Source organism: Streptomyces sp. NPDC043176 (assembly GCF_056436715.1).
On the sequence record NZ_JBWKCA010000010.1, the window covers coordinates 16,243 to 42,176 of the forward strand.

The following is a 25,934-nucleotide window of genomic DNA, read 5'->3' on the forward strand; positions in this document are numbered from 1 at the left end:
CCGTTGTACGGAGAGTGACTTCGGCGCTAGGACTTCTCCCCATGGCCAAGAACCCACGAAGAAGCCGACGTCTGGTGGCTGCCACGGTCACCACCGTCGCGCTGGCCGGGACGCTCACCGCGACACCCGGCACCGCGACCGCGACGTCACCCGACTCGAACCAGCGGGTCATCGTCGAGCTGTCCGGAGACGCCGCCGTGGCAGCCGCCCCAGGCGGCTCGCTCACCTCCCTGGCCGCCGGCGCCACCTCCGCCGTCGGCGACGCCCGACGGGCCCTGGCGGTACGGCAGGACGCCTTCGTCAGGACGGTACGGCGAGCCGGACTGCACCCCGTCGCACCCCGCGGACTCGGGCTGCTCGTCAACGCCGTGGCGATGACGGTGCCCGCCTCCGAGAGGGCACGGCTGGCCGCGCTGCCGGGCGTCGTCGCCGTCCGGCCCGACACCCGGGTGCAGGTGCGCACGGACGTCAGCGTCCCGCTGACCGGCGCTCCCGACGTCTGGAAGCGCGAGGACCCGGCCGGGGTGAAGGCCACCGGCAAGGGCACCGTCGTGGCGGTCCTGGACAGCGGCGTGGACTACGGCCACCCCGATCTGGGCGGCGGCTTCGGCGAGGGCCACAAGGTCGTCGGCGGCTTCGACTTCGCCAACGGCGACGACGACCCGATGGACGACAACGGCCACGGCACCCACGTCGCGGGCATCATCGCGGGCAAGGCGGCCAAGGCGGGAGGCGTCACCGGCATGGCGCCCGACGCGCGCCTGCTCGCCTACAAGGTCACCGGCGCCGACGGCAGCGGCTACACCTCCGACATCATCGCCGGCATCGAGGCCGCGGCCGATCCGGGCAACCCCCACCGGGCCGACGTCATCAACATGAGCCTCGGCGGCCCCGGCGACGGCACCGACCCGCTGGGCCGCGCGGCGACCGCCGCCGTGCGGGCCGGAGTGGTCGTCGTCGCGGCGGCGGGCAACGCCGGTCCCGGCAGCGGCACCGTCAGCACACCGGCGTCGGCCGAGGGCGTCATCGCGGTCGGCGCCTCCACCAGCGGGCTGCGGATCCCCAGCGCGTACCTGGCGGGCAAGGAACCCGAACTGATCCAGACGTACCGAGGCGTCCTGTCCGCGAACCCGCCCCCGAAACCGGTCACCGCGCCGCTCGTGGACGTCGGCGCGGGCACCGCCGAGGACTGGGAGCGGGTCGGTGACGTACGGGGCAAGATCCTGCGGGCCGACATGCTCGTCGCCCCCGGTACGGACGTCCTGAGCCAGAGCGACATCGACTGGGCGCGCGAAGCCGAGAAACGCGGCGCGCTCGCCGTGCTCGGCGGCCTCCCGGTCCACGACGGACCCGTCCTCGCCGCCGCCCCGGGCACGGTCGAGGCCCGGCAGACCCCCGCCCGCCCCGACCTCACCCGGACCGCCGCCTCCGGTGACTCGTTGCGCATGGACCGCCTGGTCGTCATGGGCATCGACACGACCCAGTACGCCCAGCTGAGCCGTGAACTGGCCGCCGGCAAGGTGTCCGTCACCCTGCGCGGCACCGACTCCACCGACGAGATCGCCTCCTTCTCGTCGCGTGGACCCGGCACCGGCTTCGGACTCAAACCCGACCTGGTCGCACCTGGCGTGGAGATCCGTTCCTCGGTCCCCACCTCGATGTACGAACCCGGTGTCTACCGCATGTCGGGCACCTCGATGGCGAGCCCGCACGTCGCCGGAGCCGCCGCCCTGCTGCGCCAACTGCGCCCCGACCAGGACCCCGACGGGATCAGGTCCGCACTGGTCGGCACCGCGAAGGAGCTCGCCGGCACCGGCCCCACCGTCCAGGGCAACGGACGGCTCGACGTGGCCGCCGCGGCGTCGGCCACCCTCACCGCCTTCCCGACGAGCGTGTCGTTCGGCCTCGCCGACCTGGCGGACCGGACCGTCGGCGGCACCGCGAAGATACGCCTGGCCAACCCCGGCAAGAAGCCGCTGACCGTCACCCTCGGCAGTACCGGGCCCACCACCGTGTCTCCGCCGCGGGTGACCGTCCCTGCCGGAGGGTCGGCAACCGTCGACGTCACCCTGAGCGCAGACCGCCCGGCCACCGACACGGAGATCAGCGGCCGGATCACGGCCACCCCCGAGCGCGGCCCGGCCCTCCGGGTGCCGTACCTGCTCGTCGTCCGGCACCTGGTCGTCCAGGCGTCCCCCGACCCGAGCGACGGCCGCTCCACCGTGCACATCGCAGCCCCGGCCGCCCTGAACGCGCCGCCGGAGATCAGGGTCACGCCACCGCACGGCAAGGCCTTCACGCTGCCCACCACCATGAACGGCGCCGGCTACTACCAGGCCGACGTGACCGGGAAGGCGGCCGGCGCCTACCGGTTGGCCGTGCGGGCCACGACCACCGACGGCCGGCGGATCACCGGAACCGGCGCCTTCGAGGTCACCCCCGCCGGCAGCCGCGGCGACCGCTGGGAGCCCATCGGCCCGAACGGCGAGGCCGGTCACGTCGCGCTCTCGCCCGCCCGGCCCCAGCAGGCCGTCGTGACCCAGTTCCGGAAGGCCGCCCCCTGGCTGACCACCGACGGCGGCGCCAACTGGCGCCAGGTGGGCAGGCTGCCGATCGCCGACGGCAACGGCACCGGAGCGGTCGTGGTCGACGCCCACCGGCCCGATCGCTGGTGGTACGCCGTGAACACGGCCGCCGACCCCACCCGCCGGGGCACGATCCTGCGCACCGATGACAACGGCCGCACCTGGCGCAAGCTCGACGTGCCCGACGCGCACATCGACGGGTTCGTCGCGGACGAGCGGACCCGTACCCTCGCCGCGATCGTCGACGGCACACTGCTGGTCAGCACGGACGCGGGCGACAGCTGGGCGACGTACCCCACCGGCGTGGCCGGTGACGTCCGCGACGCGACCCTCGTCGGCGACACCCTGTACCTGGCGACCTTCGACGGCGTCTGGCGGATCGACGGCGTCGGCAAGGGCGACCCCGGCACGGCACACCTCGTCCTCGACGAGCCCGTGCACACCATCCGCGGCATGACGGCCGACTCCACCGTGGTGGCGGCCTACGTCCCCGGTACGGGCATCCGCGGCTCCTACGACAAGGGCCGCACCTGGTCCACCCTGCTGCCCCTGGCGGAGGGCGGCAACGGACTGTCCGCCTCCGGCGGCGACCTGTACCTGCGCGCGCTGTTCGGCGCCGGGCAGGTGAGCCACGACCACGGCAGGACCTGGAAGCCCGTGCCCGCCCCCTCGAAGGCCGCCATCGCGATGGACTACGACCGCTGGGCCGACGGCTCGGTGACCGTGTCCAGCGAACAGGACGGCCTGTACCGCGGCTCGGCCGACGGCACCGGGTACCGGAGGATCGGCGTCCAGGGCCTGACCACCTTCGCCCTCGCGGCCGGCGGTGACCAGCTGCTCGCCGGAACGGTGAGCGGCACCTACCGCACCGCGATCCCCGTCGCCGGCCCCGAGTGGGGCCAGTCCGGGGCGGAGGGCATGACGGGTCGTCTCACCTCGCACCTCGCCGTCTCGCCCGAGGACACCAAGGTGGTGTGGCAGGTCCGGCGCACCGCGACCGGCCTCTTCGAGGTCTCCCGCAGCGGTGACGCCGGCCTGACCTGGCAGGTGAAGGGCACGTCGTCGGAGATACCGACCTCGATCCTGGTCCACCCGGCCGATCCGGACCGGGTGGCGATCAGCTTCAGGAGCATCTTCGGCGACGGACTCTTCTCGACCTCCGACGGCGGCAGGACGTGGAAGAACCTCTTCCACGAGAGGTCCTTCGATGCCATGGCCGGTGACCCGCGCGACCCGCGGCGCCTCTGGCTCGGCAACGCCTCGGGCCTCTACCGCTCGGACGACGGCGGCGTCACCAAGACCAAGGTCGCCGAGGGCCCCGTCTCCGCGATCGTGACGGACGGCCGGCGCCTGGTCGTCGGCGGATCGTCCGTCCGGGTCAGCACCGATGACGGCAGGACCTTCCGCACCGCCGACACCGGCCCGCTCGCGGTCCACGTCTCGGACCTGCTGCGGGTGAACGGAGCGCTCTACGCGGCCACCGCCCGCTCGACCGCGTCCGGGCTCGTCCAGGGCGGCCGGGGCGTGCTGCGCAGCACCGACAACGGCCTCACCTGGGAGAACATCTCCAGCGGTCTGCAGAACACCGACACCACCAAGCTGGCCGCCGCCCCCGACGGCCGCACGCTCTACGTCGGCGCGGTCGACGGCGGGGTCCACCGCCTGAAGCTACACCGCTGACCCGTCCCGCGCGTGACGAGTGCGACCGCATGACCGGCGCGAGCGCCGACCCGGCCCGGAAGTCCCCGGCCAGGTCGGTGCTCGTGCGCGTGACCGGCGGGAGAACCGCCCGCCGGCCCCTCCCCTTCCGTCTGTCGGGAGTGTTCGTCCGGCGTCCCTGGTGCGGTCCATCAGCGCGGCGACGGGACCGAGGGTCAGGTGGGCGGTGGCGGACCCGACCCCGGGGTCGTCGGCGTCGAGAGCCGCGAGGACTTCCTTGGCGACCTTCCCCTCGGCGAGCCGGTCCTCGACGACCTGCTCGCCGCCGGTCAGGTTGCGCCGGGCGAAGGGGTGGACGACCTCCTCCGCGGTTTCGTGGACCGCGAACAGCCGCACGAGCCGGCGGAAGGCGTCACGGCGCTCGTCACCGGCCGTCGCCTCGACCTCGTCGAAGAGGTTGCGGATGTCGCCGTGCTGACGCATCAGCAGCGCGACCACGTCGATCTCGGGAGCCCGGTCGTCACCGGCCTGGGGGTCTGGAGTTCGGACATGTCCCGGCCCTCACTTCTCGCGCATGACGGGGCCGGGGTGCTCGCCCTCGGACTGCACGCGGCACTCCCGGCCGGACATCGCGTCGTGCTCGGCCATGACCCGCTCGCTGGGAGGCTCTTCGTCGCCGTGGATCTGCGCCTGCGTCTGCGCGAACCGCTCGTGCGCCTCGCGCACGTAGCCGGCGCCCGGGGTGGTGAGGTCCATCTGGGTGTCGAGCAGCTCACGCGGATAAGCCTTGTCCGGCTCGAAGGCCACCACGTTCGGCAGCTCGGGAGCCGGCGCCGACTCCGGGTCGCGCCCGTCGTGGCGGCGCATGAGGTCGCGGGCGCTGTGCAGGTGCTCCCGCTCCGTGTTCCCGCTCAACTGCCCCACATATCGCCTTCTGCCCTCCATCGATCTTTCCTCACTCCCTGTGACGGTTCGGCGGGGCGGCGCGGGCGGAAGGGCCCCGTCCTTCGGATCGGAGCGACGGAGGGAGACCCGGTCTTCCGGCAGGTCGAGCGGTCCCGTCTCCCGGCGACCGCTCAACGCCTCCGGCGGCGGAGGGCGGCGACCAGGCAGGCGGCGAGGGCCGCTGCCGTCAGGGCGGTGGCGATCGAACGGCCGCGCGGCACGGCGAGGGGGGAGAGCGCGTCACGGGCCCGGTCGAAGGCGCTGAGGGGAACCCCGGCCAGGGCGTTGCCCGGGGGGCGACGCGACACGGCGGGATGGGGACGGGTGGGCGCGGTGCGCCGCACGCTCTCCCACGTGCTGCCGAGCCGGCGCAGCCGGGCGGCATCGTGTTCCAGGGCCTCCTGGAGTCGCGGGAGCAGCACGTCCTCCTCGTCGCGGATGTCCTGCCGGATGAGGGCGAACGCGGCGGCGACGAGCTGTTCGGGCCAGGGTCCCTTCGGACCGGTCGACTGGATCTCGGTCACGAGGTCGTTGATCTGCTGGTGTTCCTCCTCCACCCGCGCGGTCAGCTCCTCGCCGTCGGGAACGAGCCGCCGTAGGGCCGGCCACAGGACGGTCTCCTCGGCGAAGGCGTGGCTGAAGGTGAGGCGGACGATCTCCTGGAACGTCGCTCTGCGTTCCGCCGTCGACAGCCCGGCGGAATCGCAGTGGCGCATGAGGCGGTCCAGCTCCGCGTGGTCACGGCGCTGGCGGGCAAGGATGCTGGAGTTCCCGCCGAGCTCTTCGAGACTCTGGTGGGCGAGGGAAAGGGGCATCGAGCGTTTCTCCGGTCATGTGGGGGTGGATGCGGCGGGATGGTGAATCGAGGCGGTCGGAGCGGCGCGCCGGCCCGGCCACGGTCAGGAACCGGACCGGATCACGGCGCGCACGCACCCGTCCGTCTTGTGCTTGAACATGTCGTGGGCCTTCGGCGCCTCGTCGAGGGAGACCGGGTGCGTGGCCAGGTGGGAGGTCCGCAGCTCTTCCGCGGCCAGACTGGTCGCCCACCGTGACCACCAGCCAGCGGTTCCCGTCGTTCCCGTCCGACAGGTGCCGACGGGCCCGGACGACGGCGGCGGCGCCCAAGGAGGCGCCCAGGAGAAGCGTGCGGGACGATCGTTTCACTTCCGCCTCCACGGTGACTCCGCCCCCACGGCGATTCCGTCTTCACGGCGACTGCCCTGGGGCCGTACCCACAAACGACTCCCCGTCCGGGGAGGGAAGCCCGCGCGAACCACGGACCGTGGGGCAGGAAGGCGTTCGTCCTCGCCCGTCGCCGGTCGCACACAGGGGGAACGGGATGCCGCCCGGCGCGTACACGGGCGGAGTCGTCTACCTGGCCGGTCGGGTGCGGCCGGCGGCGGTGCCGCGGCCGAGGAGGAAGCCGAGGGCGATCATGCCGATGCCGAGGAAGAAGTGCAGCCAGTTGTCGGCGGCGTTGACGGGAACGAAGTTGGCGGCGCTGTCGTGGTCGATGAACATGCCGTACAGCCACAGCACCAGGTAGACGGCGCCGCCGACGACGAGGTAGTTGCGAGCGGCGCCGGCACTGCGGGCCAGGGCCAGGCCGGCGACGCCGAAGAGCAGGTGCACGATGTTGTGCAGGACGGACACCTGGAAGACGCCCAGGAGCTTGGCCTCGGAGTGGTGGGCGGCGAACTCCATGGTGTCGTAGTGCGTGGTGACGCCCGGGACGAAGCCCAGGACGCCGACGAGGAGGAAGACCGCCCCCACGGCCAGAGCCGCCTGTTGGACCGGCGTTCTGACATCGAGGGAGGAAGGGGTGTGCGTGGTCACGGCATCTCTCTCGTTCGGGGGCGAAGGCCGTCCCGGCTGCCCGGTCCGCCATGGCTTCCTACGGGTGCCCCCGGTTACGGCGGACATGCCGCAGCGATCCGTACGAACCCCCTCGCGCCGGCTGCACGTTCGCCCTACCTGCCCTACCTGCCCTACCTGCCCTACCTGCCCTACCTGCCTGACCCACCCGACCCGCCCGCCCCGTCTGAACCGGAGGTCGGCGCTCCGGCGCTCGGCCTGTTCCGGCCCGGACGGGGAGGGCAAGTGTGAGACCAGCAAGGGTTTCGGGACAGAGGAACAGGAACGCTGGGAGGCGAACATGACTGACCGGATCGGTCTGGCCGAGGTGCTGGCCGCGGCGGAGAGCGCCGCGCCGGTGGCCTCTCTGGACGTGGTGGCGCGTGATCTGCGGGAACGGTTCGACGCGCGCTACGTGTCGTTCCTGTTCGTCGACGTCGTCGGCCGCAAGGTGGTGCGGGTCACCGAGGAGAGGTCCACGCAACAGGACCGCAGCGCCGAACAGATCCCACTGGCCGGCAGCGTCTACGACGAGGTCCTGCGCTTGCAGAAGCTGGTGCGAGCCGGGGACGACAACGAGGGACAGTGGATCCTGGCCCCGGTCACCAACCGGGGCGACACGATCGGCGTGCTGGAACTCTTTCTGCCCGAGGCCACCGAAGAGGTACTGGAGCAGGTGGAGCAGGCCGCGCACGCGCTGGCGTACATCATCGTCACGGACCGCCGCTTCACCGACCTCTACCACTGGGGCCAGCGCACCACCGAGGTCAGCCTCGGCGCCGAGATCCAGCGCCAGCTGTTGCCCTCCGCGCCCTCCATGGACGCGGCCGAATTCTCCCTCGCCTGCGCCCTGGCCCCCGCCGACACCGTCTCCGGCGACACCTACGACTACACCCTCGACCGCGACGTCCTGCACCTGTCGATCACCGACGCCATGGGCCACGACGTCGACGCCGCCCTCATCGCGACCCTCCTGATCAACGCCTCCCGCGGTGCCCGCCGCGCCGGAGCGGATCTGACCGAACAGGCCCGACAAGCCCACCAGGCCATGCTCAGGTACGGCCGACGCACCTTCGCCACCGGCCAGATGCTGCGCATCGCCCTCGACGGCAGCGGCGCCCAGCTCGTCAACGCCGGCCACCCGCGGCCGCTGCGTCTGCGCGCGGGCCGGGTCGGGGAGGTTCCCCTGGCCGTCAACCTGCCCTTCGGCGTCGACGCGCCCACCCCCTACCGGGTGCAGGACCTCGACCTGAGACCCGGCGACCGCCTCGTGCTCTACACCGACGGCGTACAGGAACGCCGGGCCGAGAGCGTCGACCTGCCCGGTCTGATCCGCGACACCGCGGGCGAACACCCCCGCGAGGTCGTCCGGACCCTGACCGCCGCGGTCACCGACGCCACCGGAGGCCACCTCCAGGACGACGCCACCGTCATCTGCCTGGACTGGTACGGCCCCGGCGCCGGGAGGCGACACGCCCACGCCGGCACGTAGTTCTTCGCCCCCACCGGTCACACACGGCCACGAGGTGACCGGTCCTCCCACCTGCGGGACAGGCGCCGCCGGACGGGTGCTCACGGCTGTTTCGCCCACCCCCTTGCGGGCAGGTGCCGAAAGGCACGATCGAGACGGAAGGGCAGTGAGATGACCGAGCGCACACCGGACGCCGCGCGGCGGGACACGTACGAGCGCGCCCGGAGCAGTGAGGAACCGGGAGCCCACTCCGGCTCGGAGAGCCAGGCTCGGGAGCGCGTCGTGCCCGGCACGGCAAGCGCCCGAGAGGGCTACCACCAGGCCGGCACCGGTAGCGGGGAACCCCTGGCCGGTGTCGAGGCCGCATCCGAGGAAACCGAGAACCCCTCGGAGATCGATCCCGGTTCCGGGAGCCGGTGAGGGCAGGCGGAGCCGTGACGGTCACGCGCGCACAGATCCGCGCCCTCCTCGACCGGTCGGGCGAGAACAACTCGCTCGTGCTGTTGGAGGGGCGTACGGAGGTCGTCCCCTCGGACCGGCTGGCATCGGACCCGTACCGCGGAGCCGTCGAAGTCGTCTCCGGCCGTGACCTGGCAGCGATGCTGCCGTCCGGCCCACCGACCGAGCAGGACATCGACGCCCTGGCGTCGCGGCTGGACACCGCGATCACGCGCCTCGGGGCATGATCACCGCGCCCTCGGCCGCACCCCTCACGGCCATGGCAGAAGGAGGCTTCATGAGTGAGAACGAGATGGCGGACGACGCCTATCAGCCCACGGGAACCAACGAGGAGCAAGAGGACGCGGCTCCCCTGGACCTCGAGAACGCCCTGGACGAGCGCACCTACGACGACGTGCTGGACGAGGGCTACTCCCCTCCGGAGAAGCCGCTGGGTGTCACCAAGCACGGCACGACGGCGGCGGAGCAGAACGCCGGCGAGACCCTGGACGAAAGGCTGTCCCAGGAGGTCCCGGACGTGGCGGAGCCCGAAGGGGACGGCCTGGGGGACCTGCCCGGCGGGCAGGGAGAGCTGATCGACACCGAGGTGGGTGCCGAGCGCGCCGGGCGACTGAGGGCGCCGGACGAGGGCGTCCGTACCGACACCACCCAGGGGCTGATCGCCCGGGACGAGGGCATCGACGGAGGCGCGGCGAGCGCCGAGGAAGCGGCCGTGCACGTCGTCGACGACGAGGAAACAGGCCCAGGCCTCTGACCGGTGCCGGCCATCGACGCCTGACCTTCCTGACCGGCACGTCTCCGCACAGGCCCCCGAAGTCCCGCGACCGGTCCGCCCGGCTCCTGCGGGTCTCTCACACGGTCCCGCTGGAGTCGCCCGACGTCGTCCGGCAGTGATCGGCGATCTCCGCTCCGCCGCATCCGAACCACGCCGGCCCGCGTCATGTGCGTTTTCGCTGCGGGGAAAGAGCGGTGCCAAGACGCCGTACGGAGACAGGGCGGCGTTTCGCTACGGGCGATGTCGGTGCGCCGGCTGGTGTGCTTGCCGGTCCCGGGGCGCGGGCCATCGTCAACCGGCGAACCTGGCACGGAAGGCGGCGCGATTGGGGGAGTCGGCCGAGCGGTCCCAGACGGCGAAGGCGACGCGGGCGAACGGGGCGCCGTGGGTGTTCAGGGCTTCGGCGAACGCGTCCGCCACCTCGGCCGGGTCGTTGCCGAACACGCCGCAGCCCCAGGCGCCGAGGACGAGCTCGCGCACCCCGTGGTGGGCGGCCACGCCGAGGACGCGTCGGGCGCGTTCGGCAAGGGTGCCCCTGACATCGACCTTCTCACCCGGCGAGCGCAGCGCCAGTTGGCCGGCGTTGGGAGCGGGGGAGGTCAGGAAGGAGACCGAGTACGGCTGGTCGAGCAGAACGTGGGAACCGTCGCGGATCACCGGTACGTGCGGGGAGAAGATCACCCGGTGGCTGTAGTCGAGGTCGGCGGACGCCCGATGGGCTGCGTAGTAGTCGGGGGCTTCGAGGAGGCACTGGTAGAGGAGAGCGGTCCGGCAGAGGTCCTCCTCCTGGGCCTTGGCCCCGCGCAGGTACCCGCCACCCGGGTTCCGGGCCGAGGCGAAGTTGAGGACGGCGAGGTGTTCGACGCCTCCGTCGGTCAGGCGGCGGGCGGCGCGCATGCTGTCCTCGTCGGTCACCTCGGCCTCACCGGTGAAGGGGCCGGTGGGCGCGGGGGTGAAGGCGGGGGAGTAGGAGACGGTTCCGGAGCGGGCGGCGGCGAGAGCGGAGGAGACGGAGACCTGGGTGCCGGTGGAAGTGGTGTAGACGCCGGCGCTCGCGACGCGCTCGTTCTCGGTGGCGAGGTTCCTCAGACGGTTACTCATGGGGGCGATGGTAGCGAGGAATTATGGTCAGGGTGACTCTTTTTGAGGATGCGTGAAGACGGGGCTCCTCGACCGGGCCAGGGGCCGGGCGGCGGGGGGTGTGCTTCATGCCGGTCAGGCCGCGCCGGCAGCCTCCCGCGGCAAGAGTCGGGGGCCCGCGGCGAAGTGGTCACGAAGACGGGGTGTCCATCGGCAGCCTTGAGCCCCGGTGCGCGCATGAGCCGTTCGACCGTTCAGCGGGCGACTTCATCGTCCTGCCGCTGAAGTTCCCGCCAGATTCCGCGGGCTCCGTAGCCGCGGTGGTCGGCGTCGAGCAGGGCCTGGATCAACACCTTCGACTCGCGGCTTGCGCGGGTGACGGGGCGGGCCGTGGATTCCGGGGCGGGCCGCCGGTCACCGGTGACGGCGTGGTGGTGGTAGCCGAGCGGCGCCCCGTCATGGGGTGGAAGATCCGGTCGTCCTGGCCTGCCAGCTTCCGGCGTCCACCTGGTACACCGTCAGCCGGCGGTTGACGGCGTCGCCGCCGTCGAAGGCGACGCGGCCGGTGACGCCGTCGAAGGCCAGCTGCTCGACGGCTCGCGGCAGTTCCGCCCGGACGCCGTCGGCGAGTGTGCCGCCCTTCGCCTTCGCGACGGCCTTCACCGCCTCGATGAGGGCCCAGGTCGCGTCATAGGCGTAGGGGCCGTACCAGCCGGGCGGCTGGGAGTAGCCCGCTTTGCCGTACCGGGTCAGGAAGTCGCGTCCCGCCGCCGACTCCGTCGCGGGTGCGCCGATCTGGGTCGCGAGGTCGCCGCCGGCCCGAGGGTTCCCGGTGAGGTACTGCTGGTCGAGGATGCCGTCGCCACCCATCAGGGGGACGGCGACGCCCGCCTGCTTGAGCTGCTGGGACAACGGTGCGGCGGTGTCGTAGTAGCCGCCGAAGTAGACGGCTTCGGCGCCCGAGGACCGCACCCTGACGGCGAGGCCCGCGAAGGAGCGTTCCGCGGGATCCACCCGCTCGGTGCCGACGACGGTCCCCCCGAGCTTCTTCCACTCGGCCGTGAGGCCGGAGGTGAGGGCGGTGCCGTGGCTGCTCGCGTCGTCGACGACGTAGAGCTTGGTCTTCCCGGCCCCGTGCAGGTACCGGGCAGCGAACGGCCCCTGGTCGACATCCGTGCCGATCGTCCGGAAGTAGGTGGGGTACGGACGGACACGGGTGCCCGACGCCCAGTCGGGGCCCAGCGTCAGGGCCGGGTCGGTGTTGCCCGGTGACACGTTGACGATGCCCGCGCGTGACAGCGCCGGCACCAGAGTGCGGGCGACGCCGGAGTTGAGCGGGCCGACCACCCCCACCAGTTTGTCGTCGGACACGAGGCGGGCGGCGTTGGCCGCGCCCTTGGCTGGGTCGGCTTCGTCGTCCACGGCAGTGATCTCGAAGGTCACACCGGGGACGTGACCGGTTTCGTTGGCGGTCCTGACCGCCAGTTCGGCGGAGTTCCTGATACCGGCGCCCATCGAGGAGAAACCGCCGCTGAGGGGCGCGTCCACCCCGATCCTCACCGTGACGGAGGACGCCGCCGGCCCGCCGCCCCCCGCCCGGCCGCCGCTCTGCGCGTCGTCGTCGCGGGTGAGGGACCAGGTCAGGAAGGACCCCGTGGCGAGCACGGCGAGTGCCGTGCCCAGGACCGCGGAGCGCCGGGTGAGGCCCCGCCCTCCTGAGGACACCCCGCCTGCCTGCTCTGACCGAGCTGTCGCGCCGAGCGTGCGCCGCTGCTCGTCCGGGGTCACGACGACCGGCGGGGCCGTCGGCCGGTCCGGCACGGGCCGACGCGGGGGGCCCGCGGCGGCCCCGGAGGAGTCCGGGACCGTGGGGGTCGCCACGGACGGTGCCGACGAGGGAGCCTGCTTCGGCATCGTCGGGGCGGAAGAGGGCTCCACCGCCGCGTCCGGTGCCGGAGCCGCTGTCGGATCGGGGGCGGGAGCCGTTCGGCTGTCCGGCTCGGATTCCCGTGCGGGGCCGTGCCCGTGGGGCACGTCGGGGAGGGGCGGGGCGGACACCAGTACGCCCCGGAGCATCTCAGCCGCCTCCGCCGCGCCCACGCGTCGTGCCGGGTCCTTGGTGAGGAGGGCGTCCAGCACGGGCGCGAGCGGGCCGGCGTGGACCGGCGGCCGGTGCGGGCGGGTGAACACGGCCACGGCGAGGGCGTGGAGACCCTCCGCCTCGAACGGGGGGTGCCCTTCGACGGCGTGGTACAGGGTGGCGCCGAGCGCCCACAGGTCGTTGGCCGGAGTCGGGCGCTTGCCGTCCAGCTGCTCCGGCGGCATGTACTGCGGCGTGCCGATGACGATCCCGCTGTGGCTCAGCTTGGTCGTGGCGTCCGCGAGGTGGGCGATGCCGAAGTCGGTCAGGACGACACGGTCCTTGGCCAGGAGCACGTTGTCCGGCTTGATGTCGCGGTGGACGATCCGCGCCTCGTGCGCCGCGGTCAGCGCGTCGAGGACGGCGGCGCCGATCTCGGCCACACGCCGTACGGGCAGTCGGCCACGGCTGCGGATCGCGGCGGCCAGGGACTGGCCACGGACCAGCTCCATGACGATGACCGGGGCGCCGTGGTGCTCCACGACGTCATGGACGGTGATGACCCCCGGATGGCTGAGAGTGACTGCCGCGCGCGCCTCGCCCGTGAACCGCCGGAGCAGCGCCTCACGGGCGTCGTCGTCCATGCCCGGAGGGAAGAGGATTTCCTTGACGGCGACTTCGCGTCCGAAGAGCTGCTGGTCAAGACCACGCCAGACCCGGCCCATGCCGCCTTGGCCGATACGTTCGACCAGTCGGTAGCGGCCGGCGATGAGTTCGTGGTTCTGCTCGGTCACGCGCACACTCTAGGTCCTGATGGACCGATCAGGTGACGGAAAGACGGCTTGATCACGCCCCTTTGCGGCGTAGACGGCGTAGGCGGCGTTCTCGTCGGTCCGTCTCCGGTGGACGGACTCCGGCTCCCTCGGTTCCCTGTGCCGCGCGCCGAACGACACGTGGCCGCCGGGCTTCGGTGTCGGATCACCGTCCACAGGGCGGAAGGATCCCGGAAGGACGGCTTACGGCGAGGTGGACCGCGCCGGGGAGCGGAGCACGAGCAAGGTGATCTCGCTGGGGGCGAAGACACGGAAGGGCGGGCCCCAGAAGCCGGTGCCGCGGCTGGTGTAGAGGAGGGTGCGAGCGCCGTGGTGGCTGAGGCCGGCGACGACGGGCTGGTCGAGGCGGACCAAGTGGTGGAAGGGCCAGATCTGGCCCCCGTGGGTGTGGCCGGAGAGCTGGAGGTCGACTCCGTGGGCCGCCGCCCGGTCGACGAACTTGGGCTGGTGGGCGAGCAGGAGGACGGGCAGGTCGGGATCGGCGCCCTGGAGGGCTCCGGCGAGGTGGGCGCGGTGACCCGCCAGTCCGGAGGACTCGGCGGTGACGTCGTCGACACCCGCGACCACGAGGGTGTCACCGCCGCGTTCGAGCAGCAGATGCCGGTTGCGCAGCGGCTCCCAGCCGAGCTCGTCCATCAGGTCGACCCAGCCCTGGGCCTCGCTGTAGTACTCGTGGTTGCCGGTGACGTAGACCAGGGCCCGCGTCGCCCGCACGGTGCCCAGGGGAGCGGCCTGGGCGCGACGGCGTTCGGCCGTGCCGTCCGCGATGTCACCGGTGTGGCACACCAGATCGGCTTCCAGGCTGTTGACCGTCTCGCAGACCCGTGCCGACCAGCGGGCGCGGTCGAGCGGACCGTAGTGGGTGTCGGTGATCAGAACGACTCGGGTGCCGTCCAGCCCGGCTCCCAGACGCGGGAGCGGCACGTCGAGGCGGCGCACACGGGGCACGCGTCGGGCCTCGGCGTACCCCCATGCGAGCAGTACGGCGACTACGCAGAGGACGACCCAGGTGACGATGCGCGCCCGGCCCTGTCCGTCACCGACACCGGCCACGGTCAGGACGAGCCGTAGCGGGGCACCGAGCAGAACGGACCAGGTGAACAGGACCCAGATGCCGCCCAGCAGCGTGTCACCGACGATTGCCGCCCGGTCCTGCCGGCGACGACCGTGGCCGCGTGCCATCGCGAGCGGCATTCCGGCCAGGCCGAGGGCGAAGAGCGCGGTGCCGGTCAGTGTGACGGGGAGAGGCCAGCGCTGACCGGTGTGCAGGAGAACCCAGCACGGCACGGCCCACAGCAGGAGGGGGGCGATCAGGGGGAGGTGGCGCATCAGGCGCCGCAATCGGCTCCGTGACGCCCCTTGCGCCTCCTGGGCGGCGGATCGGGTGTTGCTGATCTCTGTCACGCTTCCCCTCCTGAGGTCCTGTCCGGCGGACCGTGCGAGTGGCGGAGCCGGGTGACGGCAGCGGCACGTTCGCCGTGCCGGCCGTCCGCCGGTGGCCTCGACATGAGCCGCCGCCCACGCCTTGATTCTGCTCCGGCCTTGTTTGCCGGAGTCTCCTGGAGAGCCCATTGTCCGCCGTGGGGGACCGGGCGACCCACCGCGCAGGGCGCTACCCTGCGGCCACAACCGGGCGGCGGTGACCTGGGGACCGTGGGGGAGCAGCGGAGCGGGAGCGTCCCTGACGAGGCCGGCAGCCTGCTCGACCGATTCCTCGGCCCACGCTGCGCGGTGGTCCGTGAGGGCATGTTCCCGGCGTTCGGTCGTGTGCTCGTCCGAATGCGGAATGCGGAATGCGGCAGCGGAAGGGTGGGCGTCGGTCTGGCTCACCTGCTGTCGTCGCCGGCGGCGAAGATGGTGTGGGCGGCCTCGGTGAGCCGGGCGCAGCGCCGGGTCATGGCCTCGGGCGACTGGTCGGGGTGGTCGATCCACCAGCGGACCAGGGCGGTGCACAGGCCGCGCCAGGCGTGTTTGAGGGCGTCGGCGTCCAGTGGGTCGGTGGTTCCGGCTGTGCGCAGGAGTTCGGCGGTGCCGGTCGCGGCGAGGCCGTCGATGGCATCGCGGTAGTGCGCGGCGCGCTGGGCGGCGTCGCTGCCGGGCGGCAGTGTGGGGTCGTAGAGGACGAACCAGGCCTCGCGCTGCCCGTCGAGTGCGGTGAAGAGGGCGTTCAGGACGCGCAGGGGAGTGGGCGGCGCGTCGGTGTCGTGTCCGGCCATGGCGGTGCGGATGGCGTCCAGCAGCCGGTCGCCGATCGGGTCGAGGCAGGCGAGGTAGAGGCCCTGCTTGCTGCCGAAGTACTGGTGCAGCAGGGGCTTGGTGACGCCGACCCGTACGGCGATGGCGGCCACGGTGGTCGCCTCGTAGCCGTGGCGGCCGAACTCCTCGGTGGCCGCGGCCAGGATCTGTTGTTCGCGATCGGCTCTCGGCACGCCCTTGGTGCCGGCCTTGGAGGAGGGCGTTGTCATGGAAACAGATCTTACCTTAAAGTAATTTACCGCTGGGTAAGTTCAATCGGACCCCAACTGGGAGCACGCCCATGTCTGCGATCCCCTCTGTGCCCCGCTCCGCCCGCACCCGTTCCTGGTGGGGCTGGGGCTATACCGACGCCCACCCTGACGACGCCGAATGCGCTGCGATGGGGGCCCTGCTTCCGGGCACCCTGGCCCGCCCGCTGCCCATACCCCGTATCGCCGAACTGCCCATCGACCGAACCGCCATGACGCCCCCGCCCTCCCTGGCGCATCTGGTCACCGACGACCCGCGGGCGCGCGCCGCCCATGCCATGGGCAAGGCCTACCGCGACGTCATCCGGGCCCTTCGCGCCCGTCCCGGCCGGATCCCCGACCTCGTCGCCCACCCCACCGGCGACCGGGAGGTGGCCGACCTGCTGGACTGGGCCGGCGAGCACGACGTGGCCGTCATTCCCTTCGGCGGCGGCTCCTCGGTGGTCGGCGGCGTGGAGTACCGCGGCGATGCCCACCGGGCCGTGCTGTCGCTCGACCTGACCTCGATGGACCGCGTTCTGGAGATCGACACCGCCGGCCGCTCGGCCCGCATCCAGGCAGGGGCCCTCGGCCCCGTGCTGGAAGAGCAGCTGCGGCCCCACGGCCTGACCCTGCGTCACTTCCCGCAGAGCTTCGAGTTCTCCACCCTCGGCGGCTGGCTGGCCACTCGGGCCGGCGGCCACTACGCCACCGTCCACACCCACATCGACGACTTCGTGCAGTCCCTGCGTGTGATCACACCCGCCGGAGCCGGTACGTCCTGGCGCCTGCCCGCCTCCGGCGCCGGTCCGTCGCCCGACCGGCTCTTCCTCGGATCCGAGGGCGCGCTCGGCGTCATCACCGAGGCATGGATGCGCCTGCAGGAACGCCCCCGGCACAAAGCCTCCGCGTCCGTGGCCTTCACCGACTTCCACCGCGCGCTGGACGCCGTGCGCGCCATCGCCCAGTCCGACCTCGCCCCGGCCAACTGCCGCCTGCTCGACGCCGGCGAAGCCCTCCTCTCCGGCGCCTCCCACGACGGCTCCTCCGTCCTGGTCCTGGGCTTCGAATCCGCCACCGGACCCGTCGGCGACCGCCTCGCGAGCGCGGTGGACCTGGCCCTCGCCCACAGCGGCCGGGCCGAGACGCCCCCGGCGGACCGTGACGCCTCGGCCGGCTCGGCCGTGAGCGCATGGCGTTCGGCGTTCCTGCGCATGCCCTACCTGCGGGACGGCCTGGCCCGCATGGGCGCCGTCGTCGAGACCTTCGAGACCGCCGCCACCTGGGACAAGATCCCCGCCTTGATCGACGCCGTCCGTACCGAGGTGGGCGCCGCGGCCCTGAAGACCACAGGACACCCGGCCACCGTCAACTGCCGCCTGACCCACGTCTACCCCGACGGGGCCGCCCCCTACTTCACCGTGGCCGTCGCCGGCCGACCCGGCGACGAGGTCGAGGTCTGGGACGACATCAAGGCCGTCGCCGGCGAGATCCTGCACCGCCACCGTGCCACGATCACGCACCACCACGCCGTCGGCCGTGACCACCGCGCCGGCTACGACCTCCAGCGCCCGCAGCCCTTCGCGCTGGCACTGCGCGCAGCCAAGGACGCCCTGGACCCCCACCGCATCCTGAACCCCGGCGTCCTGCTCGACTGACAGGGCCGGGTGGTGGGACGGCGGTGGGGCCGTGCCGCCAGGGGAGCTTCGCCTTCGTGGGGTGGGGTCCCCGCGAGGACGGGCGGCCGGCACCCGGCGCCGCGGTTCGCCGTCATGCACCCGCCCCGGACATTGGAGTGGCCCGGGGAAGGACGGGCGGCGTGGTTCCCGTATCTCCCGGCGCCACTTCCTATGGTCGGCGCAGGTACGGCAGTGGGCCGGCCGCTCAGACCCGATGGGGAGTCATGGTACGTACGACGGCCAGGCCGGGAACGGTGACGCTCGTGCCCTCCAAGGGGCGTGCCACGTGCCGCTGGGCCCGTCGGCTCGCTGCCGCGGTGGGCCTCGCGGCGCTGTGCGCGCTGCACGCGGCGACGGCGGGCGCGACCCCGTCGCAGGACGGCCGGACCTCCGCGCATGCCCCCCTGTACGTGTCCGACTACGGCGGCAACCGGGTTGTCGCCCTGCCCACGAGGGGCGGCGAACAGACACCCGTGCCCTTCGAGGGTCTCCTACGGCCGACGGGCATGGTCTGGGACACGTCGGGCCGCCTCTACGTGTCGGACACCGGCAACAACCGCGTGGTCGTGAGGGCGGCGCACGGGGGCGGCCAGTCCACCGTCCCCACCGACGGCTTGTCGCGCCCCCTGGGGCTGGCCCTTGACCGGGCCGGGAATCTCTACGTCGCCGACAGCTTCAACGACCGGGTCGTGAAGGTGTCCGTGGCGAGCGGCACCCAGACGACCGTACCGACCACGGGGCTGCTGCACCCCTGGGGGCTGGCGCTGGACGCCGCCGGGAACCTGTACGTCTCCGACTTCGTCAACGACCGCGTCGTCAAGGTGGCCGGCGACGGGAGCGGCCAGTCCACGATCCCCGCCCTCGGCCTCTCGCAGCCGACCGGCCTGGCACTCAGCGCCACGGGGGACCTCTACATCGCCGACAGCGGCAACAACCGCGTGGTCAAGATCGCGGAGGGCGGCGGCCAGAGCACCGTCCCCACCACCGGTCTCAGCGATCCGCTCGGCCTCGCGCTCGACGGCTGCGGCGGCCTGTACATCGCCGACGGCTTCAACGACCGGGTGGTCCGCGTCCAGGAGACAGGCGGTGGTCAGACCACCCTCCCGGCCACCGGCCTGAACACGCCGACGGGCCTCGCCTTCCCCCCGAGGGGCACCCGCCCCTGAAGCACCGCGATCCGGCGCCTCTGGGCCGCGCGCAGGGGCGGTCCCGGCGCACGGGCACACATAACGGCGAGTACGAGCATGCCGATCAGGACGGTTCGGGTGTGCGCCTTGTCCGCGGCACCATCGCCGTCCGTGGTGAAGCACGTCCACGCCGTCCGGAACGCCAGGTGGAGGAGGCGGTGGAAGTCGAGCGAAGGCGCGGGGAAGGGCGGCCCACCCGCCGCGGGCCGGGACGGGCGGGCCGTGCGGGGGCGTCGACGGGGTTTCAGTTCCGGGCGTTCAGTTCCGCGACGATCGAGGCCGGTGCGTGGCCGCTGCCGTCGGACACCCGGTGGAAGTCGACCGAGACGAAGTTCGGGTCGCGACCGCCGGCCGCCGGGCGGCACTGCCGGTCGATGCGGTCGCGCAGCTTGGTTCCGTTGTCGAGGGCGGCGTTGATGACCGTGGGTACGTTCCGGTGGTGGCTCATGGTGAAGAGCCGCCGGAAGCCCGGCTCCTGACGGTCCAACGGCACGTCGGACCACCGGCTGACGCAGGAGAGGTCGTTGCCGAGGTCGCCGAGGCTCCAGAAGTTGCTGACGGTCCAGGCCTTGTCGTACATGACGCCCAGGTGTTCACGGTCGGGCTCGTCGCTGAAGATCAGCAGGCGCTTCCCGGAGCCGACGAGGTCGGTCATCCTCGGCCACCCCTGCTGACGCACGTTCCACGCGTCGGGCCGGAAGAGCAGCTGGTCGAGGCCGCGTACCCGGCCGAGCGAGTTGCCGAGCTGCTGGGCGCCGACGTAGTCCTCCAGGAAGACGGTCACGACTTCCCCGGGGTTCGCCGCGAGGAAGTCCACCACGGTCTGCATGCTGCTCTGGAGGGACTGCCGGGGCAGTGCGTACGTGACCCCGGCGAAGGTCTTGCACTCGCCGTGGCAGAGGTGGACGTCGCTCGGGTAGCAGTCGCTGCCGAAGCTGATGACGCAGAGCCACGTGCTGCGCTCGTACCAATGGGTGTCCAGGCTGAGGCCGCGCACCCCGTTGTCGAGCTGGTGGCGGAGGGACTCGGACTGGGACACCGAACTCCAACGGGAGTCCTCGTAGTTGGTGAACGCGTTGTGGGTGCCGAGGAAGGAGACCTCGTCGAGCCGCCGGTCGCCCCAGCGCGCCCGGGCCTGGGCCACGGCCGTGTCGTTCGCGTTCGACGCCACCGCGAACGTGCGGGACGATGCGGAGGGTGGCGCGGCACCGGCCAGGGCCGGCATCCCGAGGAGGCTCACCAGAAGGAGGAGGACCACGGAAAGTCGCCCGGCTCTCCGTGACGAAGCGGTCCCGACCGAGCGAGGTCCGAACGGGCCCACACCTGGACGGGCATCCCGAGGTGACATGTCCATGATTGGCATGCGGGGGAGCGTAACGGTTCGACGGTTGATTCGGTCCTGTCGGGAACGTAACGGCCGGTATTGCGCGACGTGTTCGTGCTTCACCGTGGCCGACGAGCGGCTGAGCCGCCGACCCCTCGCCGAGTATCTGCTGCGCGGCCCGGGCGGCTACTTCACCGAAGGCATGGAGCGACGCCGACCTGGAGGAAAACCGGTTGGCGCGGCGCGCTGGCGAGCGCTGGTCCGCAATGGGTCCGGCTCTCGGGCCAGGGGGCCGTCGGGTGGAGAGGGCTGGGGAGAGGCGGGAGGTTCGGGCTCAGCCCTTGACCGCGCCGCTGAGCATCCCGGTGAGGAAGTGGCGCTGGAAGACCAGGTAGAGGGCGACGACGGGGGCCATGACGATCAGCGTGGCCGCGGACAGGAGAGGGACGTCGAGGTCGTAGGCGCCGACGAAGAAGCCGAGACCTGCGGGTGCGGTGCGGAGGGCGGGGTCCTGGATGAGGATGAGGGCGAGGAGGAACTGGTTCCAGGCCCACAGGAAGTACAGCAGGCCCAGGGTGGTCAGACCCGGGCGGACGCAGGGCAGAAGAACGCGCCAGAGGATCGTCCAGGTGCCCGCGCCGTCGACGGCGGCGGCTTCGGTGATCTCTTTGGGCAGGGCCAGGAATTGCTGGCGCATCCAGAAGGCGCCGAACGGCATGAACAGGCCGACGAGGGTGAGGACGAGTGCGAGAGGGGAGTCTGTGATGCCCAGGGCCCGCAGGTCGTAGTAGAGGGGGATGACGGCGGCTTCGTAGGGCAGTGCGAGGCCGAGCAGGAGGAAGGCGAAGAGCGGTCCGCGGCCGCGGAAGCGGAGGGTGGCGAAGGCGTAGCCGGCCAGCGAAGCGCAGACGAGGGCGAGCGGGACGACACCGAGCGCGATGAGGGTGCTGTTGCGCAGCAGTTGACCGAAGCCCGCGGTGGACCAGGCGCGGGTGAAGCTGTCGAGGGTGGGATGTTCGGGCCAGCTCAGGCCGCTGACGATCGTGCCGGGCGGGTGCAGGGCGGCGAGGGCGATGCCGGCGAAGGGGATGACGACCGCCAGGGCGAAGGCCGTGAGGACGACGGGCCCGGGCATCCCTCCGAAGGTCCGGCTTCCTCCGTGGTCCTCACGGGTTCGTCGGGTCACTCTTCCTCCCGTGCGAGCCGGTTGATGACGAGGACGATCAGGCCGATCAGAACCGAGAGGACCACCGCGAGCGCACAAGCGGCTCCGACCTCGCCGGTGGTGAACGCGAGCCGGTAGATCAGGACGCCGGGAACCATGGTGGTGCCGCCCGGGCCTCCGCCGGTGGTGACGTAGACGACGTCGAAGCTTGCCAGGGCTGCGATGACGGTGATGGTCAGCGCGACGGTGATCTCGGGTCGCAGCGCGGGCAGCGTGACGGCGAAGAACTCGCGGACGGGGCCCGCGCCGTCGAGTCTCGCCGCTTCGTGCAGGCTGGGGTCGATCTTCTGGATGCCGGCCTGGAAGAGAACCAGGCACAGACCCAGCATGACCCAGGTGCCGACCAGCCCCACCGCGACGTAGGCGTAGGTGAAGTCCCCCAGCCAGGCGCGTGTGTAGCGGTCCAGGCCGACGGCGCGCAGGGCTTGGTTGACGATGCCGTCGGTGGAGTACATCCAGCGCCACATGACGCCGACGGCGACGAGCGGGACGATCTGGGGGAGGAAGAGCAGGGTACGGCTGACGGGGTGGCGCCGCTGCCGGCGGCCGATGACGGCGGCCAGTGGCAGGGCGAGTGCGATGGGGAGGACCGAGTAGAAGCCGACGAAGCCGAGCGCGTGCAGGACCGAGGATCTGAGGACCGGGTCGGTGAGGACCTGTCGGTAGTTGTCGACGCCGGCCCAGGTGCCCTCGGTGACTCCGTCCCATCTCACCAGCGACAGCCACATGGTGTGCAGCCAGGGCAGGAACACGAAGGCGGTGTAGAGGGTGAGAGCGGGTGCGAGGTAGAGGCAGGCGGTGAGGCGGGCTTTTCCGGCAGGGCGCTCGGCACGGCTTCCGCGGTCGGGCGGGCCGGTGGGTGGGGTCATGGGTGGCCCTTGCTCCAGTCGCCCTGTACGGCGTCCAGGAAGGAGCGGGGCGTGATTCTGCCGGCGATGAGCCGTTGGCTTTCCGAGGTGAGGGTGTCGTTCATGGTGGGGGTGGTGTTGGCGAAGAAGTTGACCAGGCCGTCGTCGCGGTCGATGGCGAGCCAGGCCTCGATGATGTCGGCCATGACGTGGTCGTCGTCGACGGAGACCGTCTCCGAGTGGGAGACGGGTAGGAAGCCGGAGTCGAGCTGGATCTGTGCGGCCTCGGGCGTGTTCATGAAGTCGAGGAAGGCGGCGGCGAGATCCGGGTTCTGGGCTCGGCTGGGGATGGCATAGGCGAGGGAAGTGCCGATGCCGGTCGACTTGCCGCTCTGCCCGGGGTAGGGGAAGAACCCGACCTTGTCGTGCATGGCCTCGTCGAGGGTCTGGGCGTCCCAGCTGCCGTCGAACAGGAAGAGGCCCTCGCCCCCGGCGAACCGGGCGACAGAGCCGTTCAGGTCGACTCCGTTCACGCCGGGGGGAAAGTATCCCTTGCGTGCCCATCGGGCCAGTGTCGCGGCGGCCTGGTCGCCGCCCTCCGTCTCGATGGTGGAGCGGGGTCGTCCCTCGACCCAGCCGCGGGACTTCGGTGCTCCGTCGGTTCCGTCGACGATGGACTGGACGATGAAGGCCGAGTGCCCGGCCAGGTTGCCCAACTGAACCGGGATCTCGCCTGCGGCCCTGGCCCGGGCGAGTGCGGTGTCGAACGCGGCCCGGGTCGTCGGCCGGTCCACGCCGAGCTTGGCGGCAAGGTCTTTGTTGTAGTAGACGCCGACTACGGAGAATCCCGCCGGGGCGGCCCAGAGGCGTCCGGTGCCGAGTCGTGTGCCGTCGTCGTTGGCACGCCACTGGGCGAGCTGAGCCGGCGGGTACTTCGCCGTCCAGCCGTAGGCGCCGGCGTAGGGGTCGAGGGGGCGGATCAGGTGTGCGTCCACGGTGGTGCCGAGCTTGTTCAGCAGCGCGAGGTCCGGCGGGTCGTCGGAGGACAGCTTGAGGTTCAAGCTGATGTCGTAGTCTTCGGGCGCCGTGTACTGGACGTCGACCGTGATGTTGGGGTGCCTGGCGTGGAAGGCCTCACCCAGTTTCTCGGTCGTGCCGGTGTTCTCGGAGCTCACAACGGTCAGCGTCGCATCGCCGGTGGGCAGTGCGGTGGAGACGGGGCCGGTGGGAAGCGGGTTCCGGCCACCGGTGGGCGTGAGGAGTCCGCCGCAGGCGGTGAGAGCCGCCGTCGCCGCGACGGCTGCGACGCCGGCCGCCGCCTTGGCGGAAAGGCCCGCGAACGGTGCGATCATCAGCAGCTCCTTGACCCCTGCCTCCAGGTAAAGCCTCGCAGAGCGTGCCGGGCGTCGCAGCTGTGACCGCCCCTGCGTGACGAGATTATGTCGCCCCTTTACGTAAGAGGGTGACATAAGATGGAGGCGGTCGCGGCTGCGACCTGCGAAGAACGGAATCGAGGTCTTGTGAACGGTCCTGCCCTGAGCGGCGGCGATCCCACCCTGCTGCGGCGCCTCAACGTCCAAGCCGTCCTGCGCGTCCTGCGGGGCGCGGAGCCCATGACGCTCGCGCAGATCGGGAAAGCGGCATCGCTGTCCAGACAGACCGTGGACGCGGTGCTCGACGAGCTCGACGGGGGCGGATGGATCGAGGAGATCGCCCCGGAGCGGAGCGTGGGCCGCCCCGCCCGCCGCTACCGGTTCCGCTCGGAGGCCGGGCACGTGCTGGGCGTGGACATCGGCTCCCGGCGCGCACGCATGGTCGTCGCCGACCTGGACGGAGCGATCGTCGCCACCGGGGAGGCGGACATCACCTCCGAGGAGGGCGCCACCGGACGGCTCGACCGCATACGTGCCGGTTCGGCGGCCCTCCTGGCCGAGCACCCCGAGGTGCGGCTGCGTTCGCTGAGTCTGGGCGTGCCCGGCATCGTCGACGGCCAGGGACACGTACGTCTGTCCGTCCCGATTCCCGAGTGGAACGGCCTCGACCTGGCCACGGTGGCGAGCTCCTGGTTCGGCTGCCCCGCGCACGTGGAGAACGACGCCAATCTCGCCGTTCTCGCCGAGCACTGGCAGGGCGCGGCCCGGTACGCGGACGACTTCATCCAGCTCCTGGTCGGCCACCGCTCGGGCGCGGGGATGATGCTGGGGGGACGGCTCCACAGGGGGCGCGGCGGAGCGGCCGGCGAGATCGGGGCGCTCGCGATCCTGGGCTGGGAGAGCGCGGCGATGGACGACATCCGGGAAGCGGGCGATCCCGCGCAGATCTTCGCCGACGCCCGTGCGGGAGACGCCGAGGCGGCCGCCCGGGTGGAGCGCTTCAGTCAGGTTCTCGCGGTGGGCATCGCCGCGATGGTTCTGACGGTCAATCCCGAGCTCGTGGTGATCGGTGGCGGCCTGTCCCGGGCCGGCGAGGCGATGGCCGCTCCGGTGCGGGCGCGCCTGGACAAGCTGTGCCTGGACCCCCCTCGGGTCGCCGCCTCCGTCCTGGGGGTGGAGGCGGTGGCGCTCGGTGCCGTGCGGCTGGGGCTGGACCATCTCGACGCCGAACTCTTCGGTGCGCATGACGCCACTTCTGCCGGCGGCCCGGTCAAAGCGACTGCGCGGCCGCTGAACCGGTCGGCTTTCGCCCCGCTGTCCGGTGACGAGGAATGACGACGTAGTTCCGTATGGGGCCGTCGCGACCTCCGGGACCCCCGCTCCGGCACGTGCTCGGGAAGCACGTGCCGGAGTCGGGGCGGGGGAGGGGCGGCAGGCATCATCAGGCCGCTGCGGGCTCGCCCATCGGGCGGTCCGCCGGGAGGACCCGGGTCCGACGGTACGGCCACGACTCCAGGTCCCTGGGGCTGGGCAGTTCGATCACCGCGCAGCCCAGGCTTTCCAGTTCGGCCACGACGTCCCGCGCCTCTGCTTCGTCGATCGAGAAGACCCACGGGCCGGGGACGAACAGGACGCGGTAGGCGAATGCCGTGACCCGGTCGATCAGGGCGTCCAGGTGGGGCTTGGATCCCCTCGAAGGGCAGCCGTTGTCGAAGTAGACCGGCAGGTCGCCCCAGCCCAGGTCGTGTGCGTGGAACCTGAGCGCGGCTCGGAGGTTGGGCAGGCCCCAGGCGTCGAACGGGTAGCACCGCATGTAGATGGCGCCGTGGAGGGGTGCGGCGGTCGGGGAGAGGGGCATGACCGGCTCCTTGCCTGGCAGGGTGACCGCGTCTGCGCGTGGGGAGGGCCTCACGACGCAGTATCGACACGGCCGGGAGGGAGTGGCGCTGGACGGCCGGTCGGTCGGCAGCGCCGGGAACGTCGATCCCCGGCTGTGGACGGTCACCCTTAGCGAGTTCCCTTTTAATGTCGGGGTGTGGCGTAATCGCCTGCTTTGAGCTTAATTAGCATGCGG

Annotated in this window: 21 protein-coding genes; 8 read left to right on the top strand and 13 right to left on the bottom strand. The window is 72.0% G+C overall.

What is annotated here, in order from left to right; translation table 11 throughout:
• Positions 1-74 precede the first annotated feature (74 nt).
• Positions 75-4,265: a S8 family serine peptidase gene (locus AC067A_RS18135; RefSeq protein WP_479243455.1), complete on the top strand. Its 4,191-nt coding sequence runs from the start codon at positions 75-77 to the stop codon at positions 4,263-4,265.
• On the opposite strand, the gene AC067A_RS18140 is transcribed toward AC067A_RS18135, so the two are convergent.
• The 4 genes from AC067A_RS18140 to AC067A_RS18155 form a co-directional block, all read right to left on the bottom strand.
• Positions 4,254-4,742 carry a hemerythrin domain-containing protein gene (locus AC067A_RS18140; RefSeq protein ID WP_479243456.1) on the bottom strand — a complete coding sequence of 163 codons (489 nt, stop codon included), beginning with the start codon at positions 4,740-4,742 and terminating at the stop codon, positions 4,254-4,256. The genes AC067A_RS18135 and AC067A_RS18140 overlap by 12 nt on opposite strands.
• Positions 4,743-4,805: 63 nt before the next feature.
• Positions 4,806-5,189, bottom strand: coding sequence for a hypothetical protein (locus AC067A_RS18145; RefSeq protein ID WP_479243457.1), 384 nt, complete (start codon positions 5,187-5,189; stop codon positions 4,806-4,808).
• A gap of 131 nt (positions 5,190-5,320) precedes the next feature.
• Positions 5,321-6,004 (bottom strand): hemerythrin domain-containing protein, encoded by a 684-nt coding sequence (locus tag AC067A_RS18150; protein WP_479243458.1) that lies wholly within the window; start codon positions 6,002-6,004, stop codon positions 5,321-5,323.
• Positions 6,005-6,560: 556 nt separating this feature from the next.
• Positions 6,561-7,025 (bottom strand): DUF4383 domain-containing protein, encoded by a 465-nt coding sequence (locus tag AC067A_RS18155; protein WP_479243459.1) that lies wholly within the window; start codon positions 7,023-7,025, stop codon positions 6,561-6,563.
• 319 nt (positions 7,026-7,344) lie between these two features.
• Between AC067A_RS18155 and AC067A_RS18160 the strand changes: the two genes are divergently transcribed.
• The 4 genes from AC067A_RS18160 (at position 7,345) to AC067A_RS18175 (ending at position 9,727) form a co-directional block, all read left to right on the top strand.
• Positions 7,345-8,535, top strand: a complete 1,191-nt coding sequence (locus tag AC067A_RS18160) for a PP2C family protein-serine/threonine phosphatase (protein ID WP_479243460.1) — start codon at positions 7,345-7,347, stop codon at positions 8,533-8,535.
• 150 nt (positions 8,536-8,685) lie between these two features.
• A complete protein-coding gene (locus AC067A_RS18165) occupies positions 8,686-8,934 on the top strand; it encodes a hypothetical protein (RefSeq protein ID WP_479243461.1) in 249 nt (82 codons plus the stop codon).
• A gap of 14 nt (positions 8,935-8,948) precedes the next feature.
• The gene (locus AC067A_RS18170; RefSeq protein WP_479243462.1) at positions 8,949-9,200 is read left to right on the top strand and encodes a hypothetical protein; all 252 of its coding nucleotides are present in this window, start codon (positions 8,949-8,951) and stop codon (positions 9,198-9,200) included.
• 50 nt (positions 9,201-9,250) lie between these two features.
• Complete coding sequence (locus tag AC067A_RS18175) at positions 9,251-9,727, top strand: DUF5709 domain-containing protein (protein WP_479243463.1); 477 nt, start codon at positions 9,251-9,253, stop codon at positions 9,725-9,727.
• A gap of 312 nt (positions 9,728-10,039) precedes the next feature.
• On the opposite strand, the gene AC067A_RS18180 is transcribed toward AC067A_RS18175, so the two are convergent.
• The 4 genes from AC067A_RS18180 to AC067A_RS18195 all read right to left on the bottom strand — a co-directional run bounded on the left by AC067A_RS18180 (position 10,040) and on the right by AC067A_RS18195 (position 16,206).
• A complete protein-coding gene (locus AC067A_RS18180) occupies positions 10,040-10,849 on the bottom strand; it encodes a TIGR02452 family protein (protein ID WP_479243464.1) in 810 nt (269 codons plus the stop codon).
• Positions 10,850-11,284: 435 nt separating this feature from the next.
• Positions 11,285-13,702, bottom strand: a complete 2,418-nt coding sequence (locus AC067A_RS18185; RefSeq protein WP_479243465.1) for a bifunctional serine/threonine-protein kinase/ABC transporter substrate-binding protein — start codon at positions 13,700-13,702, stop codon at positions 11,285-11,287.
• 222 nt (positions 13,703-13,924) lie between these two features.
• A complete protein-coding gene (locus AC067A_RS18190) occupies positions 13,925-15,145 on the bottom strand; it encodes a metallophosphoesterase (protein ID WP_479243466.1) in 1,221 nt (406 codons plus the stop codon).
• 422 nt (positions 15,146-15,567) lie between these two features.
• Entirely contained in the window at positions 15,568-16,206 is a 639-nt protein-coding gene (locus AC067A_RS18195; protein WP_479243467.1) for a TetR/AcrR family transcriptional regulator, read from the bottom strand.
• Positions 16,207-16,277: 71 nt separating this feature from the next.
• Here AC067A_RS18195 and AC067A_RS18200 point away from each other — a divergent pair, with 71 nt between their 5' ends.
• Positions 16,278-17,882: an FAD-binding oxidoreductase gene (locus tag AC067A_RS18200; protein WP_479243468.1), complete on the top strand. Its 1,605-nt coding sequence runs from the start codon at positions 16,278-16,280 to the stop codon at positions 17,880-17,882.
• Between the two features lie 245 nt (positions 17,883-18,127).
• Positions 18,128-19,069: an SMP-30/gluconolactonase/LRE family protein gene (locus AC067A_RS18205; protein ID WP_479243469.1), complete on the top strand. Its 942-nt coding sequence runs from the start codon at positions 18,128-18,130 to the stop codon at positions 19,067-19,069.
• 265 nt (positions 19,070-19,334) lie between these two features.
• Here the strand turns inward: AC067A_RS18205 and AC067A_RS18210 are convergent, their stop codons facing one another.
• From AC067A_RS18210 to AC067A_RS18225, 4 genes are all read right to left on the bottom strand, one after another.
• Entirely contained in the window at positions 19,335-20,348 is a 1,014-nt protein-coding gene (locus AC067A_RS18210) for a PI-PLC domain-containing protein (RefSeq protein ID WP_479243470.1), read from the bottom strand.
• Positions 20,349-20,748: 400 nt separating this feature from the next.
• The gene (locus AC067A_RS18215; protein ID WP_479243471.1) at positions 20,749-21,549 is read right to left on the bottom strand and encodes a carbohydrate ABC transporter permease; all 801 of its coding nucleotides are present in this window, start codon (positions 21,547-21,549) and stop codon (positions 20,749-20,751) included.
• Positions 21,550-21,596: 47 nt separating this feature from the next.
• Positions 21,597-22,508 carry a carbohydrate ABC transporter permease gene (locus tag AC067A_RS18220; protein ID WP_479243472.1) on the bottom strand — a complete coding sequence of 304 codons (912 nt, stop codon included), beginning with the start codon at positions 22,506-22,508 and terminating at the stop codon, positions 21,597-21,599.
• Positions 22,505-23,839 carry an ABC transporter substrate-binding protein gene (locus AC067A_RS18225; RefSeq protein ID WP_479243473.1) on the bottom strand — a complete coding sequence of 445 codons (1,335 nt, stop codon included), beginning with the start codon at positions 23,837-23,839 and terminating at the stop codon, positions 22,505-22,507. The genes AC067A_RS18220 and AC067A_RS18225 overlap by 4 nt, the downstream gene beginning before the upstream one ends.
• Positions 23,840-24,007: 168 nt before the next feature.
• On the opposite strand from AC067A_RS18225, the gene AC067A_RS18230 reads away from it, so the two are divergent.
• Positions 24,008-25,195 carry an ROK family protein gene (locus tag AC067A_RS18230; protein WP_479243474.1) on the top strand — a complete coding sequence of 396 codons (1,188 nt, stop codon included), beginning with the start codon at positions 24,008-24,010 and terminating at the stop codon, positions 25,193-25,195.
• Positions 25,196-25,301: 106 nt separating this feature from the next.
• Here AC067A_RS18230 and AC067A_RS18235 read toward each other — a convergent pair whose 3' ends face one another.
• Complete coding sequence (locus tag AC067A_RS18235; RefSeq protein ID WP_479243475.1) at positions 25,302-25,718, bottom strand: hypothetical protein; 417 nt, start codon at positions 25,716-25,718, stop codon at positions 25,302-25,304.
• Between the last annotated feature and the right edge of the window lie 216 nt (positions 25,719-25,934).

What these genes read in the sequence shown, in the direction of transcription:
- AC067A_RS18145 (WP_479243457.1), bottom strand. Translation starts at nt 5,189, where the DNA reads ATGGAGGGCAGAAGGCGATATGTGGGGCAGTTGAGCGGGAACACGGAG.
- AC067A_RS18150 (WP_479243458.1), bottom strand. Translation starts at nt 6,004, where the DNA reads ATGCCCCTTTCCCTCGCCCACCAGAGTCTCGAAGAGCTCGGCGGGAAC.
- AC067A_RS18160 (WP_479243460.1), top strand. Translation starts at nt 7,345, where the DNA reads ATGACTGACCGGATCGGTCTGGCCGAGGTGCTGGCCGCGGCGGAGAGC.
- AC067A_RS18165 (WP_479243461.1), top strand. Translation starts at nt 8,686, where the DNA reads ATGACCGAGCGCACACCGGACGCCGCGCGGCGGGACACGTACGAGCGC.
- AC067A_RS18175 (WP_479243463.1), top strand. Translation starts at nt 9,251, where the DNA reads ATGAGTGAGAACGAGATGGCGGACGACGCCTATCAGCCCACGGGAACC.
- AC067A_RS18180 (WP_479243464.1), bottom strand. Translation starts at nt 10,849, where the DNA reads ATGAGTAACCGTCTGAGGAACCTCGCCACCGAGAACGAGCGCGTCGCG.
- AC067A_RS18195 (WP_479243467.1), bottom strand. Translation starts at nt 16,206, where the DNA reads ATGACAACGCCCTCCTCCAAGGCCGGCACCAAGGGCGTGCCGAGAGCC.
- AC067A_RS18200 (WP_479243468.1), top strand. Translation starts at nt 16,278, where the DNA reads ATGTCTGCGATCCCCTCTGTGCCCCGCTCCGCCCGCACCCGTTCCTGG.
- AC067A_RS18205 (WP_479243469.1), top strand. Translation starts at nt 18,128, where the DNA reads ATGGTACGTACGACGGCCAGGCCGGGAACGGTGACGCTCGTGCCCTCC.
- AC067A_RS18215 (WP_479243471.1), bottom strand. Translation starts at nt 21,549, where the DNA reads ATGCCCGGGCCCGTCGTCCTCACGGCCTTCGCCCTGGCGGTCGTCATC.
- AC067A_RS18220 (WP_479243472.1), bottom strand. Translation starts at nt 22,508, where the DNA reads ATGACCCCACCCACCGGCCCGCCCGACCGCGGAAGCCGTGCCGAGCGC.
- AC067A_RS18225 (WP_479243473.1), bottom strand. Translation starts at nt 23,839, where the DNA reads ATGATCGCACCGTTCGCGGGCCTTTCCGCCAAGGCGGCGGCCGGCGTC.
- AC067A_RS18235 (WP_479243475.1), bottom strand. Translation starts at nt 25,718, where the DNA reads ATGCCCCTCTCCCCGACCGCCGCACCCCTCCACGGCGCCATCTACATG.